General features: G+C 35.6%; 14 protein-coding genes. 1 reads left to right on the top strand and 13 read right to left on the bottom strand.

From position 1 onward, the window contains the following. Nucleotides 1-614: T9SS type A sorting domain-containing protein (locus K5G00_RS22710; protein ID WP_238768763.1), on the top strand; the 614-nt coding region annotated here is incomplete at its 5' end. Nucleotides 615-777: 163 nt separating this feature from the next. Here K5G00_RS22710 and K5G00_RS22705 read toward each other — a convergent pair. From K5G00_RS22705 to K5G00_RS22645, 13 genes are all read right to left on the bottom strand, one after another. Next, complete coding sequence (locus K5G00_RS22705) at nucleotides 778-1,161, bottom strand: BT0820 family HAD-type phosphatase (RefSeq protein WP_238768762.1); 384 nt, start codon at nucleotides 1,159-1,161, stop codon at nucleotides 778-780. A gap of 37 nt (nucleotides 1,162-1,198) precedes the next feature. Further along, nucleotides 1,199-3,553 carry a GumC family protein gene (locus tag K5G00_RS22700; RefSeq protein WP_238768761.1) on the bottom strand — a complete coding sequence of 785 codons (2,355 nt, stop codon included), beginning with the start codon at nucleotides 3,551-3,553 and terminating at the stop codon, nucleotides 1,199-1,201. A gap of 11 nt (nucleotides 3,554-3,564) precedes the next feature. Continuing rightward, on the bottom strand, nucleotides 3,565-4,362 hold the full coding sequence (locus K5G00_RS22695; protein ID WP_238768760.1) for a polysaccharide biosynthesis/export family protein: 798 nt from the start codon (nucleotides 4,360-4,362) through the stop codon (nucleotides 3,565-3,567). 140 nt (nucleotides 4,363-4,502) lie between these two features. Next, nucleotides 4,503-5,906 carry a sugar transferase gene (locus K5G00_RS22690; RefSeq protein ID WP_238768759.1) on the bottom strand — a complete coding sequence of 468 codons (1,404 nt, stop codon included), beginning with the start codon at nucleotides 5,904-5,906 and terminating at the stop codon, nucleotides 4,503-4,505. 190 nt (nucleotides 5,907-6,096) lie between these two features. Then, nucleotides 6,097-6,972, bottom strand: a complete 876-nt coding sequence (locus K5G00_RS22685) for a hypothetical protein (protein WP_238768758.1) — start codon at nucleotides 6,970-6,972, stop codon at nucleotides 6,097-6,099. A 5-nt stretch (nucleotides 6,973-6,977) separates the two neighbouring features. Next, nucleotides 6,978-7,991 (bottom strand): Gfo/Idh/MocA family protein, encoded by a 1,014-nt coding sequence (locus K5G00_RS22680; protein ID WP_238768757.1) that lies wholly within the window; start codon nucleotides 7,989-7,991, stop codon nucleotides 6,978-6,980. Beyond that, nucleotides 7,984-8,763 (bottom strand): WecB/TagA/CpsF family glycosyltransferase, encoded by a 780-nt coding sequence (locus K5G00_RS22675; protein WP_238768756.1) that lies wholly within the window; start codon nucleotides 8,761-8,763, stop codon nucleotides 7,984-7,986. Before K5G00_RS22675 ends, K5G00_RS22680 begins: the two co-directional genes overlap by 8 nt. A gap of 36 nt (nucleotides 8,764-8,799) precedes the next feature. Beyond that, nucleotides 8,800-9,603, bottom strand: coding sequence for a DUF5672 family protein (locus K5G00_RS22670; RefSeq protein WP_238768755.1), 804 nt, complete (start codon nucleotides 9,601-9,603; stop codon nucleotides 8,800-8,802). Continuing rightward, nucleotides 9,603-10,499 (bottom strand): glycosyltransferase, encoded by an 897-nt coding sequence (locus tag K5G00_RS22665; RefSeq protein WP_238768754.1) that lies wholly within the window; start codon nucleotides 10,497-10,499, stop codon nucleotides 9,603-9,605. Before K5G00_RS22665 ends, K5G00_RS22670 begins: the two co-directional genes overlap by 1 nt. Before the next feature lie 7 nt (nucleotides 10,500-10,506). Continuing rightward, nucleotides 10,507-11,370, bottom strand: coding sequence for a glycosyltransferase family 2 protein (locus K5G00_RS22660; RefSeq protein ID WP_238768753.1), 864 nt, complete (start codon nucleotides 11,368-11,370; stop codon nucleotides 10,507-10,509). Nucleotides 11,371-11,397: 27 nt separating this feature from the next. After that, complete coding sequence (locus K5G00_RS22655; protein ID WP_238768752.1) at nucleotides 11,398-12,690, bottom strand: hypothetical protein; 1,293 nt, start codon at nucleotides 12,688-12,690, stop codon at nucleotides 11,398-11,400. Between the two features lie 4 nt (nucleotides 12,691-12,694). Further along, nucleotides 12,695-13,312, bottom strand: coding sequence for an acyltransferase (locus K5G00_RS22650; protein WP_238768751.1), 618 nt, complete (start codon nucleotides 13,310-13,312; stop codon nucleotides 12,695-12,697). Further along, nucleotides 13,300-14,559, bottom strand: coding sequence for a glycosyltransferase family 4 protein (locus K5G00_RS22645; RefSeq protein ID WP_238768750.1), 1,260 nt, complete (start codon nucleotides 14,557-14,559; stop codon nucleotides 13,300-13,302). Before K5G00_RS22645 ends, K5G00_RS22650 begins: the two co-directional genes overlap by 13 nt. Nucleotides 14,560-14,645 lie beyond the last annotated feature (86 nt).

Raw genomic sequence — 14,645 nt, 5'->3', positions numbered from 1 at the left:
AAACGGTTTACTCTACTGAAAGTATTGAAATTTGCCAGGGAAGCGAATACCTCGGTTGGACAGAAACAGGTACATATCAACGTACTCTTACTGCTTCCAACGGAGCCGACAGTATTGTTACTACCGAATTAACTGTAAATCCGACATATGAAATCACCGAAGAAATTACTATCCAAAAAGGTGAAAACTATCTTGAGTGGACCGAAGAGGGTGAATATGTTAGAATTTTAACTTCTTCCACAGGTTGCGACAGCACTGTTGTAACAATTCTCACTGTCCAAAAAGGAAACAGTAACAATAAAAATAATAATGCGTCAAAAGCAAGCAACCTTACTACTGATGCAAGTGCCTTTGATTTTAACGATTTTGAATCGCAAAGAGAGTTTATTATTTATCCAAATCCCGCAAATTCTTCTGTTACTATTGATTATCCAAGTATACCGGATATGGGAACTACTATTGAGATACTAAGTGGCAACGGACAGGTTGTTTACAACGCCAATGTAGAAGCGATGATTACAAGAATTGATATAAACAAATTGACTCCGGGAATGTATTTCATCCGTTCAGTTAGCAACAATCAGGCAAGCATAAAAAAATTAATCGTTGAGTGACATATAAAAATCTGTTGGACAGACGTGCTGATTAAATATCTCACACATCTTTAAAAAGTGAGGATTTAATAGTATCAAGTAAAAAGCCGGATTTAAAAATCCGGCTTTTTACTTGAGTGATCTTTTATTTAATTTCTTTTTATTCAATAATTAAATAGACAACCTAAAATTTAAACTTCCCTTCTTTTGCTTTATCTGATTTTTCTGAATCTTCTTTTTTCATTGTCTCATACAACTCTTTCCAATCAGGTAACCCCAAAATATTGCGGTCATCTATATAAAGATCTGCATATATTTTCCGGCTATATGTACCGTCAAATTCTTCTCCTTCAAAATTATTATTCACCGCATAAAAAAATAATCCCCTCTTTTCACAAAATTCTACTGCCTTTTCCAAATCCTCACCGGCTCTGTATGTCCAGAGGATTAGCCTGTGTCCTCTCTCCTGAAACAATTTTAAAGCTTTTATAGCATAGGGAATTTCTTTCCCAATAGCCGGATATTTATGTTTTACAATAGTTCCATCAAAATCAACTGCTATAACCATATTTAATTTAAGTGGGTAAAGTTTCAACTCTCCAATCCTAGGCAATACTCATTTTGCCTTTATATTCACCATATCCCTTTTTCCAATATTTATTTCCATATCCATAACCTCTGTCAGGCGTCTCATTTATCACAACTGCTGCCTTTTCTACTTTATTAAAATCAACAATTTTATTGATCTGCCCGATTTGATCCTTATGGCTGTGGTTGATTCTCAAAATAAATAAACTGACATCTGAAAATCTGCTGGTTATAATAGCATCAGGAACAAGCAACAACGGAGCATTATCAATAATAATATAATCATAAATTTTCCTCGCCCTGTCTACCAATTTCCCGAGTTTATCACCATCAATCAAATCAGAAGGATTTGCAGGAACAGGTCCTGCCTGAATAAACGATAAATTTGGAACATTAGTAGGCAAAATAATCTCTTCTATACTTTTTTCATTCTGAAGATAATCGCTTAAGCCAGGGGCCTCTTTCATGTCCAAATAATTGTGAAGCGTAGGTTTATGAAGATCTGCTCCTATTAATAATACCTTTTTATTTGTTTTAGTTAAAATAGCAGAGAAATTTGATGAAATAAAAGACTTTCCTTCACCAGGGACAAGCGAGTTAATAGATACAACCTTTGCTCCCGGTTGCTCTAATATGGCATTTAGGTTCGACTTTATCCCCCGGAACGATTCAGCAATTCCAGAACGAGGGTGATGAATAACAGGAAGTTTCACTTTATATTTGTGCTGAATAATCCCCTCAAGAACAGGAAGCTTCGTTCCTTTTTCAATTTCTTCACGTGTTTCAATCTTATTATTAAAGAACCCAATTAAAGTAATAACGGCAAAGGTGATGAAAAAACCACCGAAGAATCCCAATCCGACATTTTTTACCATGCTTGGCCCCACCATAGTTGCTGCCTCAATTCTTGCCGGATCGATAACCTGAACTTCGGGAGCTATTGAGGCTTTGGAAATAGATGCCTCAGCCTTTTTTTGCAACATATAGGTATACAGGTCATTATTAAGATCAAACTCACGCTGAATTCCAATCATCTTTTTCTCGGTTTCAGGAAGTTTTTTTAACCGATCCTGAACAGAGGCATAACGCTCTTTTATGCTTTCCAGCTTCGTCTCTGTTGTTTTTAGCTGATTCTTCAAAGTTTCATTTAGTCCATCACGGGCAATCTGTATTTCTTTTTCAAGCATTATTAAACTTGGATTTTTTTCTTGAACGCTCATAGACAAAACCTCTCTTCGACTATATAAATCCATCAACTTTTTGAGCATGTTGGTTAAATTTGCATCGGTGATTCCAATTACAGAAGGATTTACCATCTCTTCGATCTTCTTCGAATCATCGAGATATTGCTGCAAATCGTTATAATAGTCGTACTGCATCTCTGTCATATATTGCTCATTCTCAATTTCTTCAAGCTTTGCGTAAACAAGTTGCGCCTCTTGTGTAAGATTCATTACCTGATTATTCTTACGGTAATCACTAAAATTGTCTTCAGCGGTTTTAAGCGATTTTTGAATGCGGTCCAGTTGAGAGTCAATAAACTCCATTGAATTATCAGAATTTTTCACTTTATTTTGAACTCCAAACTGAACAAAAACATTGTTAAGCTCATTAATAAAATCAGCCTCTTTTCTGGGCGTTACTCCGGTAATACTTATTGATATAAGATCTGAATTAATGTCCTCCAACCCAATCTCAGTTTTTCCCAAATATTGTTTGGTTAATGAATTAAGGTTATTAAATTTTAAGTAATAAACTTCTTCTGGTCTTCCGTTTCCTGAATTCACTGTAAAGTTGAAAAATTCGTTAGAAAAAGGTTCACCAAAATTCATCGTCTGTTCTATTTCAATAGCCTGCCAATATCCATTTAATGCAGTTTCACCTTCAATTTTAATACTAAACTGTTTATCATTTAATGGCTCTATTTCAATCATTACCTGTTCGGCATTTCTTGCATTAGGAGGAATGACCAGATCAAAAGGCGCGCTATTATATAGTTCCTTATTGTACAACAATTCCTTTTTATACCAACTGGTTTGCCAGTCTAGATTTTGCAGCGCTTTTTGATATAAAGTATACGATTGCAAAATTCCAATCTGATTTTCAATGTTTGATTTCTTCCCCATCGACATGAGAGGGTTGTCCATTGTAAAAACATTGCCAATACTGGATTCCTGTCCTTTGATTAAGATCCTACTGCCAACCTGATATACATTAGGTGAATTTTTATATTTAAAAAATCCTAGGCCGACACCGATTACACACAATGCCAAAAACCACGGCCACTTCTTTAAATATTTCAGGAAATAGTTTTTAGTTTGCTTCTTTTCGTACGCGTCTATTAAACTAATTATTTCATCTATTTTCTCCATGGTGTTCGATTTTAATAATTTGAGATTACAGTGGCAGCTACCAGGATGGTTGATACTGTTGAAAGAATGAGCGAATAAATATTGTTGTTTTCACTAGAGCGCTTAAACCTATTTGGTTTAACGTAAACAATATCATTTGGCTGCAAATAAAATACATCAGACAGATAAACACTTTTGTCGGTTAGATTCAGATTATATGTCTTTGTTACATCTTCATTATGCCTTATTACCAATACGTTTTGCAAATCAGCAAATTGCGTAATTCCATTTGCCATGCTGAGCGCATCTATAATATTCAAACTCCCTTCGTAATTGTAATAAAGTCCTGGCTGTTCAACCTCTCCGGTAACGTTAACCTTAAAATTAAGCACTTTAACTTTCACATTAGGCTCTTTTAAATATTCCTCAGCCCTTTGCTTGATACGTTCCTGTGCTTCTTGCAAATTTAAGCCAGCTACAGCAATTTGCCCTAAAATAGGAAGTGTGATAAATCCCTCTTCTGTTACCATATAACCATTAATATATTGACTTGCACGATCGCCATACATTTGCTGCGTACCGGAAGCAACACCTGTTCCTCCTGCTGTGCTGGGATTAAATAATTGATTAACCTGAGGGTCGAGAGTCAGAATACTTAAATAAAGATTGTCAAACGGCTTTATAAAATATTCGGGAGCTTTTTCTGGAATCTTGTACAAACTAACGTTGTCTCGAAGATCCTGAAACATCGTCAAATCTTTTGAACTTCTACACGAAGTCAGAAAGATTACAGTTAATAATGCAAAATAAAATATTAGTATTCTCTTCATGGGTAAAATATTGATTTACTAACAAATAATATCGTGTTGCTGATTTTCATTTTTCTTTCATAGAAAACACACATTTTATTCAAAATAACACGCGAAAAAAATTATTGTTGAACTTTGAAGATCTTTTTGTCCCTTTTTATTTATTGACCGTTACTTGAAAAAACCACCTTAAAAGTCTTTAGGATAATAATAAAGTCGAGTCCTAACGACCAATTGTCAATATACTCCATGTCCATTTCCATCCACCTGTCGAAAGGGATATTGTTTCGGCCGGATACCTGCCAGGTACAGGTAATTCCCGGGTTAACACTTAATCTCCTATTCAAACTTCGTTTATATTGTTTCACTTCTGACGGTACCGGAGGCCTTGGTCCAACGATTGACATATCGCCTACCAACACATTAATAAACTGTGGAAGTTCATCTAAAGATGTCTTTCGTAAAAATTTGCCAACCTTTGTAATTCTTGGGTCATCTTTTATTTTAAAAACCGGACCATCCTGTTCGTTTAATTCCATCAGCTTTTCCTTTAGGTCTTCAGCATTTGTCACCATCGTTCTAAATTTCAAACACTTAAATAATCGTCCATGTTTTCCAACCCTAACCTGCTTAAAGAATACAGGGCCGCCGTCTTCCAGCTTGATTAATAAGCCAATGGCCAGCATAACAGGCGATACCAGAATCAAAATTACAGTAGCCATAAAAAAATCGACAGCACCTTTAATTTTTAAGGCAATGTAGTTCTCAGGAGTATTTCTGAAAGAAAGGAAGAACTGACGGTTCAAAAATGAAAGTTTTGGATCCAGTCCACCAAACGCTAAGACCTTATTGTGGAGATGGAATCCAACACCAACTTCTCTGCATTCGTTAACAAGCTTTCGTACCACATTGGTATTAAAATCCTGCTTACAGAAAAACACATCATCAATTACCTTCTCATCAATCAAACGAGCAAAGTCCTCATTATCAGGATACATAGCATATTTATCTCCAAACTCTATCTTTATTTCATCCGAATCTGTTATTATCCCCCAAATTCGATATCCCCAATCGTCTGTTTCAATTATTTGTCGTATAAATGAGGCGCCTGTTTCGTCAGCAATAAGCAACAGCATTCGTGTGTTGTAACCTTTCTTACGAAACGAGCGGATTACCATTCTTCCAATAACTTTTTGGATGGATAAAACAAGAAAGTCAAGTATTGCAAATTTCATCAAATCTGTTCCCGTGATGGAATTAAAATCAAACAGATGAATCATTATAAATAGTACAAACGAACCAATAGGAATTAGAAACAAATACTTTTTCAAAATCGTTCTGTACTTCTGCATACGCCCCATTGTTCCCATTTCGAACATTTCGAGCATAGTAAACCATACTGGTATTATTACGATACCCAACACAAAATGGTCTCTTGTTTCAAGAAAATTATCTATTGTAACAATTCCCTCGAACCATAGTAAGAAATAAAAACTTACTAGCGTCCAAAAAACCTGGGCGATGACGCTCATCCTTTCTAAAGCTGGTTCCCTTTCTTTAATCATGACTTAAAATTTAAAGATTCAATCATACATTTTCAAAGAAAGAATGACAAATGATTACCCCTTATTTTTATCAATTCGCCTTCCTCTTATTAAAACACCAGTGCCAAACACCGGCAAACAATACAATAAACCACAACCATATATTTAATAATTGGATATAAATGTTTGAAGGTTTTATTGCTCATACAAGTTACGAATAAAATATCCTTTTTTCCAAATTTATTTCAATCAGATTTTTTGTTTCTTCAATATGGGCTTTTGTTGAAGCACCAAAAAGAACAGATTCAATTTTTGGAAACTGTCCGATATATTCCATTGCTTCTTTGGGTCTTAATGCTCCGGCTGCCAGCACCTGCATAGCTATCGGTCTGAATTCTTTTTCGTTCAGATATTTTTCATAAATCTCTTTTCCTCCTGACATACGAAAACCAATTTTATTTATTGAAGAACAAATAATCGGATTTTCTATTCCCACTGAATTCAAAGCATCAAGCAATGCAGGCATATTCATTGTAATATAGCCTGGCTCGCTGTTATATTTTTTTCGAATATAAGAATCGTATGCAGCAAATACATCGTACATCTTCAGGCCAAGAATTAAATCTACCAGCACATTCTGAATAAAAATTACTGGTGTTGAAATTCCGGCGAACATTTTCATTTCTGCATCAACCAACAACTCCATCAGCTTGATAAAGTCTTTGTTTAAATATGCAAGTCCACCTTTGGCAAAAGTTCCGAAGATATTACCCGGAACATATTGTTTTATGGTTCCAACGATGCCCAATTCAGTGACTGCGTTAGCATATTTGTGGGCATACGGCATACAAGGATAAATTTTATAATCCTTATAAGTTTCCGGGTTATTCCGGATATGATCGCAAATATTAGCTATTCTGTCGTGAGTGGTACACATAAAAGTATTGATACCAAGCGATATGGTTTGGTCCAACACTCTGATAATTGATGAATCATCTTTAAACCTGATTGACTGTGCTCTTGATTTTTCGTCGGAAAGATGATTTACTGCAAAAAACTGGTTATCTCCAAAAAGTACTTTCTCCATTGTTTCTATTTTTTAGCGTCCTCTAAAATCATTTCAATTACAGAATCGGTGTACATTGCCTGTTCAAAAGAATTGTATTCTGATTGCCGGCTTTGTTCAACACAATCAACAAAATAGTCGATTTGTGCGCTATATTCTTCTCCGCGCAAATAAAAATCAACGGGGATTGCAAAATCAGTAATATATTTAATTGTCCAGCCTTTTTCAAGATTTTCAGAGGGAACTGCTTTTTTCAAATAAATTTTTATTTCTGTTGCATCGCAAACGATCTTCCCGTTTTTCCCCTGTACTGTTATTGAAGTTGACATTTTGCGGTAAGTTTCATCGCTCCAGTTTACAAGCAAAGTTCCGCTTACCCCCCCTTTTAGTTTAAGCAGCGAAAAAACAGCATCTTCAACTCCCTTTGAGTAAATACTTTTTAATAGTGTACCCTGAATTTTCTCAGGTCTTCCAATAATTTCCTGGATAAGATTAATAACGTGCGAAGCATAATCGTAAAGACAACCACCGCCTTCTGCCGAGTTGGAACGCCATGTAGATCCTTTTTCTTTGGTTACAACAGGCCCGTATGCTTCTCCGCTAAAATGAACCAATTCTCCCAATACATCTTCCTGAAGCAGCCTTTTTAATTCGCGGAAGGTACCAATAAAATGGTTGTGAAAACCAATCTGGTTTACTAAGCTATTTTTAACCGCCAAATCCGTAAGTTCTTTCCCTTCTTCAGCTGTTAGCGTAAAAGGCTTTTCGCAAAACACATGCACTCCGTTGTCCAACGCATATTTAACCATCGGGAAGTGAAATTTGGTGGGAGTTGCTATAACCACAAAGTCGGGTTTTTCTACATCAATCATTTTTTGATGATCGGTGTAGGTTTTTACTTTGCTAAATTTATTGAATGCATTTAAAACCAGGGAAGATGTATCGCAAACAGCCACCATGTCAACTTTTGGATGAGCTCCAACAATAGCTGCATGCGAAAGCCCCATTTTTCCGAGGCCTGTAATTGCTCCTTTAATCATATTTCTTCAATTTCAAAAAAATTAATATTACATGCCAAAAGAATAGCATTTGGTTTCCTATATTTCTTCTAAATATTTCGGGTCTGATAAATATTCTTACTAACCATCCCACTCTCAGTTTAAACCAGATAGGATGAATTGGTTTTTGTGTTCCGGCAAACCAATCAAATACGTTTCCGATAGCAACAATTAAACCTGCCTTTAGCTCATTTTTGTGTTTAACTGTCCATTTTTCCTGCTTTGGGCAGGTCATCCCAACAAAAAGAATATCAGGCTGAAATGCATTTATTCGCGCAACCATTTCAAGATTATCTTCTTTAGAAAATTCAGGTTTAAACGGCGGTGAATAAGTTTCCACAACCAAATTAGGATATTCATCTCTCGTCCGCTCTCTGATTTTTTGAAGTGTATTTTCTGTTGAGCCCAGAAAAAACACTTTTCCTCCTTTTTCGTTCAGCCGCGACATAAAATGGTAAAACACATCGGGGCCCTGGTTGCGTTTAATATTCTTACCCTTCAACAACAATGAAGAAAAGGCAAAATATACTCCATCCAAAACCAAATAATCCGTTTGCTTCAATGCATTCTTAAAATCTTGATCTTTTGTTGATATCCCATATGAATTTGGGCTTATAGTATTTATAACTTTAGATCCGGAGTTTATAGGTATTTTGGATAGTTCGTCCGAAAAAACATTAAATCCAATTGTGTCAACAAACGACAATTCTCCTGATACAGAATTTACAAATGTCATATTTTCTGCTACTCCCATTCCTTTAAACTTTTAAATTTTGATCTGAAAAATTGTTTAAAATTGATTTATCAAATCCATCGTGAAAGGTTTGTCGTATCTCAACCAGGCATGTATTGCCATAGGATACTGATAATTACATTCCTGAAATAAATATTTAGGGTTTGCATCAAATGCAAAATATTTTGCTTCTTCCGGTTCACAAGCCTTAAACCAAGAAAATCTTTCAGGGACAATTACAGACCAAAACACATCTTCATTGATTATCGGTTTTAATATTTTTGTTTTATAATTGTATATCAATCCATCTCTTACTACTCTAAATAACCTCCAGTTCAACTTGCTTTCCATTTTCCACAAAGCTGTTAAAGGCGAATAATAATTTCGAATCTGCGACAAAACTTTTATGCACGATTTTGTCCTTCGTAAACAAAAACCTCCGTTATTTCCTTTTTTAAATTCCAATGAGGGTTTCGTATAACCTTCAAAGATGGGGGCACCTATATTATCTTTTCCTTTTTCAATCCAGAGGCCGAGTTCATCTTTGATTACAAAAACATCGAGTTGACAAATTAGAATGTATTCAAAGTCAGAAAATTTTTGATAAAAATCAGAACTCATCAACAAACGATTGTAGCCTGAAATCTTTTTGAAATAAAAGTCCGGGAAAACGGTAAACGAAACATTTTCATGTTGCTCAGAAAGTTTCGCAAAATAAGCATTTAATTGTTTCGGTCCAATCAGGCGTATTTCCCTTTTACTGAAAACATTTAATGTTCTGTCAAAAGAAAGCCTTTCGGATTCCGACATCTTATCTCTGTATACAGGAATTACAATACAAACGTCTTTGCTATTCATCATTACTTAAAATAGTAGGCTAGTTTTCTTTTTATTTTATTCCGATAAGAATACCTGTTTTTGAAATATACTTTGAGTCTTTCTATGGCTTCATTTTCCTTGTATTTTTCAGCATCGGTAACGTCAAGATCCAGCTTATTATTAATCAATCCCTCAATATCTCCAACTCCACAATTTTCGCCGGTTCCGTTAAACCCAATATTTTGCACATAGCTTGTTTTAGGATGTAAAACCTTCCCGTCATGCAGTTTCATTACTGAATGCCATTTTACAGCCCATGTCTTCATGGAACCTTTTATATTGCCAATCAACTGTTTCTGAAATTCTTTTCCCTGATAGGAATTATAATGTTCCCATCCAATGCCTTTTGTTTTTAACTTATTTAGAAGTTCTTCTGCGTCATCAGAATAATACTTCCAGGCACGTTTCCAGGTCCCCCAGCCCCAACATGTATTCGCCTGGTAAAAAAAAGTGTCCGGCAAATTTTCCGAATCGATTGAAAACATAAAACTGGAAACCTGCATTACATCATTTTTGTCGCAATAATACTCAAGGGCATCGTTCATGTATTTTAGAAACCCTTGAGCAGTTACAATATCATCTTCCAAAACAATAATTTTCCCATAACGTTCAACAATACTCGTAACTCCGCTCACAATCGATCTTGCCAAACCTCTGTTTTCTTTTGACTCAATAACTTTAACCGACTTAAATCCTTCCACAGAATGCAAATACTGGCGCACTGCATCAACATTACTGCTGTCGGCGTCATTTTTAGGACCGTCAGAGAAAATAATCAAATTACTTTCTGAAGCAAGATCATTTCTTTTTAGCGCTTCAACAGTCTGTTTTGTTTCAGGTAAACGTTTATATGTAAATAAACAAATTGGTGCAAGCATATTTAATCTATTTCAAGGTTAATAACCTGTTATAAACCTGAGGGAAGATTACCTTCAAGTAAACTTTAAATGCATATATTATCCATTTCCTTCCCCAAAACTTTTTTCTGAATTTATTGTATTCTTTTAAGTTCAATCCTTTGGGTGAATGCACCAACTCCCATCGTTTTGAGAATGGGAATTTAGGATCGTGCCATGCCGGCATTTCATTTAGCTCACAAACGGCAACATAGTTTCGGGTTGTGTATAAGCTAAATCCTTTTTTAAGAGCCCTTAAACCATAGTCAATATCGCCCATAGCGTGCGTATAGTCTGAAGACAAATTACCAAGCTCTTCAAATATTCTGTCGGCGACCAAAACAATATTCCCATTAATATATTTACACGACTGTAAGTCGCCATTTGGAATAACAGGTGTTTCTTCATCTGATCTACCTCCGTATGAAAATCTTCCAGAATTGCCTGACGTTACGCAAGCCCCTACAATAAGAGCTGGCTTTTGGTCTTTTCCCTCAGCCAAGCTATAACATTCAAGCATTTCATTCAAGGCATACTCAGAGAGAATCGTATCGTCATTGAGCCACATATAAAAATTATATTGATTTTTTGCGGCCTCACTCCAAGCTAACCTCATTCCTCCATTCCAAAATAAATTACCGGAGCCTTTAATAGTCTTTACGCCTGGGAAAGTATTTTTAACAGCTTCACTTGTCCCATCGGTTGAACCATCATCAACCAAAAAAACATCAAAATTGACTCCCGAAACAAGATTAGTTGCTTTAAAAAAAGCACTCAAACAGGCCATTGTCTTTTCCTTCCTGTTAAAACAGGTTAAAAGCACCCCTATTTTCGATCGCGTATATATTGTCATTTTATTTTTTAAAAGCAAAAAAGACAGCTAGTAAGTTACTCCATGCACATAATAGCGATACACCCAACTGTATTCTTTTTTGAATATTCCCCAAAGCCACAATTTAACTTCAATATCAGTCATCGCTCTAAAAGAGGAGGATAAACAAAGCCCAATGGCCAACCAGAGCACAAAATTGTTTGCATCAAAAGCCTGATAATCTTCAACCCAGCCATAGGCCCATCTAAATGCAATAAAAATGCCCAAAATTTTTGCATAAATATTATTGGATCGATTTACTGCCAGAAAACTAGCCTGGAACAAAATAAGGAAATACAAAACTACTCCCACGATGCCAGTCCAAGTAAAAATATTTAAGATTCCAACCTCATTTCTCATTCGCTCAGGGGATCCATATAACCGGGTCATTTCGGTTTTAAACCATTTTGTTTCGTTTCCTCTCGCTGGCGTTCTTCCCAATAGCCAATAATCATACTTAAATGCCGACTCCATAACTTCAACATAGAGAAAAGTACGTGTATCACCAGTTAAGTCTGCTTCAACTGCTTCTCCGCTTGTATTTACAGTTGATGCTTTGTAATCACCTTTAATGTAGTCTCCCATATTGAAAATCAAGAATTTGCCAGTAACGCCTAAAACAAAAAACACTATTGGCGCAGCAATTAAAAGTATTCGGGTAAACTCCATAATAACACCGGAAAGCTTAAAAAACCTCATATAAAAAAAACCTATAACCAAAAACAGTGGCACAGAGTATTTTATTAAAAAACTCCTTGTAGTTAAGTCTCCCAATATCGCAACGGCCGAAATAAAAAGTAACAACAATTTATTCCGCATAGATAAAGCAGGAAAAAAAAGCATTAAAAGACTAACAGGAAACAAGTACCACCCCCAGGCTCCTGTAGGTGTAAAAGGGAAAACAAGCAATGCAAACGGCAAGGTGTATTTGATAAAAAACGCCAATATGTCCTGAACAAGCCTGTTATTTAATGTAATGTAAACCAGTACCGGCAATAATAGCGTCAAACCCATTCCAACTAAATTCTTGTAATGCCAGTAATTTTCCGCAAAAAAGATACCCCTGCCAATACTTATCAAATTCCATAACAAATACAATTTCACAAAAAGTATAAGTTTAAGATCTTTAAGCTTGTACAAACCAAATCTTGCTTCCCAAAAGAACAAAACAATTATGCCAAACTGAATCATCCACCACATTGCGGTGTTACCAATGGGCAGACGTGTAAACATCTGCACTGAAAAAACTGCAACAGGCAATATAGTAAATGGAATTAATTTCGAAACACTTGTTCTTACCATACAATTAAATCGATTTTATAAAAACAGCGGGATTCCCAGCCCATATTTCATTGGGTGGAATATTTTTAGTTACAACTGAAGAGGCACCAATAATCGAATTTTCTCCTATAGTTATTCCTTTTAATAATAGGGAATGGGCACCAATAAACACATTATCTCCGATAACAACTGGTTTATTATTTTTTTGAACCAAATCTTTTTCAGGATTATTCCGAATTGACGCATCGATTGAATGAAAATCCGAATCATAAATACAAACACCACCTCCAATCTTTACGTTGTTCCCTATCGATATATGTTTATATGCCACAATAGCTGCGGAACTTATCCCAACATTTTTACCAATTTCGAGCTTTGCTCCTTTATCTACAAACAGTACACATCGCTGAGGTCTGCCGATCGGATTTCCAATATTTCCATTATTCATTTTTAAGTTATCATCAATGCTACATTCTCCTCCAAAAGCAACACTAACAAAAGGAATTCCGCTGGTTGAAAATTTACCGAATCTTATATTGTTACCATAAAATATAAACCAAGTAACAGGTTTACACAGCAATAGCCAAAATCCGATTAAAATTCTCCGAACCGCTTTATAAGCGTATGTAACTAATTTTTGCATACCTGCTGATAAATTGAAAAGATATCATCTGCATTTTTTCTGGTGGAATATTTTGTTATCGCCGGCTTTTTTGCAGCGCTTGAAAGAGAAACTGCAAAATTCTGGTCATCAAAAATTTTATTTACCGCCTGTGCTAACATTTCATATTCTTCAAACCGATACAGCAGCCCCGTCTTATTATCCTCTATTAAATCTGTTATTCCGCCTACATAAGAAGCGATAGTCGGGACTCCCAACATATGAGCTTCTCCAACCGAGTTGGGACTGTTTTCTATTGAAGAAGGGCAAACAACAACATTCGACTTAAGATATCTTTTACACATCTCGTCTTCCGTCAATATTCCAGTAAAAACGATTTGGTCTTTTACATTATACTTCTCGATAAGAGACAGGATATATTTCCCGTAACCACTTATTTTCCATTTTTTTACACCTGAGAAAAAGTTATTCCCTGCAACATAAACTTTCAAATCTGGATATTTCCTCAAAATCAAAGGAATAGCTTTAATCATCTGGTGAAGTCCTTTAATTGGGTAATGCCCCTGACTTAAAAAAATACTATGCTTCTCAATTTTATCAACAGACCACTCATAATTGTAGAATACCGCCCGAAGCGTATCGTTATTATGATGGTATTTTGCTTTTGGATTGATAGCCCAAATGTGCGACCTGTCCCAACCAGTGCGACCGATAATATGATTTACCTTTTTTAACAATTCCTTTTCGTACTCTGCGCGTATTTGCATATTTTTTTGTTGCTGAAAAAGGGAATCTTTTCTAATCCTGTCTCGCAATGAAACATTTTCGCGTAGAATTTTTTCGGGAATAGAACCAAAGTAATATCTTTCATAAACACTCACCATCCCCTGCACAAATACCACAACATTATCTCCGCCGCAAGCATTTACATATGATAATCCATGCGGATATTCTGTTCCGTAAATGTGTACAACATCGGGTGCAAACTCACTTGTTACTTGTTTCCAGTAAATCTCCATTTCAGTATCATACAAATGAGCTTTCTGAGGTCCGGGAATCAAAAAATAGCTAATTCCGCTCGCTTTAAAAGTTTTATATTCATCTCCTGCATATGGAGTTGCAATCCCAAGCTGCAGTTCGTTTTTGTAATACTTTTGAATGGCATTAGCAGCAGAATGCATCCAGCCACCAACCACCGGAGCAGGAATATCTAATTCTTCACATGCAGCAGGAAAAAGAGTATTTGTTATCCAAAGAACTTTCATCATAAAATATTAAATTTTAAAAAGTTAGTTGTCATTCTTTTAATTTTTTAACAGAGATAATAGATGTTTTCGTTCAAAGGATAAAGTAT

This window comes from Maribellus maritimus (genome assembly GCF_022267315.1).
Taxonomy (GTDB): Bacteria; Bacteroidota; Bacteroidia; order Bacteroidales; family Prolixibacteraceae; genus Draconibacterium; species Draconibacterium maritimum.
Note: the sequence above shows the minus strand (reverse complement) of the source record. Positions and strands in the feature narration are given on the sequence as shown.

What these genes read in the sequence shown, in the direction of transcription:
- K5G00_RS22665 (WP_238768754.1), bottom strand. Translation starts at nt 10,499, where the DNA reads ATGCTTGCACCAATTTGTTTATTTACATATAAACGTTTACCTGAAACA.
- K5G00_RS22680 (WP_238768757.1), bottom strand. Translation starts at nt 7,991, where the DNA reads ATGATTAAAGGAGCAATTACAGGCCTCGGAAAAATGGGGCTTTCGCAT.
- K5G00_RS22690 (WP_238768759.1), bottom strand. Translation starts at nt 5,906, where the DNA reads ATGATTAAAGAAAGGGAACCAGCTTTAGAAAGGATGAGCGTCATCGCC.
- K5G00_RS22670 (WP_238768755.1), bottom strand. Translation starts at nt 9,603, where the DNA reads ATGATGAATAGCAAAGACGTTTGTATTGTAATTCCTGTATACAGAGAT.
- K5G00_RS22700 (WP_238768761.1), bottom strand. Translation starts at nt 3,553, where the DNA reads ATGGAGAAAATAGATGAAATAATTAGTTTAATAGACGCGTACGAAAAG.
- K5G00_RS22655 (WP_238768752.1), bottom strand. Translation starts at nt 12,690, where the DNA reads ATGGTAAGAACAAGTGTTTCGAAATTAATTCCATTTACTATATTGCCT.
- K5G00_RS22705 (WP_238768762.1), bottom strand. Translation starts at nt 1,161, where the DNA reads ATGGTTATAGCAGTTGATTTTGATGGAACTATTGTAAAACATAAATAT.
- K5G00_RS22650 (WP_238768751.1), bottom strand. Translation starts at nt 13,312, where the DNA reads ATGCAAAAATTAGTTACATACGCTTATAAAGCGGTTCGGAGAATTTTA.
- K5G00_RS22660 (WP_238768753.1), bottom strand. Translation starts at nt 11,370, where the DNA reads ATGACAATATATACGCGATCGAAAATAGGGGTGCTTTTAACCTGTTTT.
- K5G00_RS22695 (WP_238768760.1), bottom strand. Translation starts at nt 4,362, where the DNA reads ATGAAGAGAATACTAATATTTTATTTTGCATTATTAACTGTAATCTTT.
- K5G00_RS22645 (WP_238768750.1), bottom strand. Translation starts at nt 14,559, where the DNA reads ATGATGAAAGTTCTTTGGATAACAAATACTCTTTTTCCTGCTGCATGT.
- K5G00_RS22675 (WP_238768756.1), bottom strand. Translation starts at nt 8,763, where the DNA reads ATGGGAGTAGCAGAAAATATGACATTTGTAAATTCTGTATCAGGAGAA.
- K5G00_RS22685 (WP_238768758.1), bottom strand. Translation starts at nt 6,972, where the DNA reads ATGGAGAAAGTACTTTTTGGAGATAACCAGTTTTTTGCAGTAAATCAT.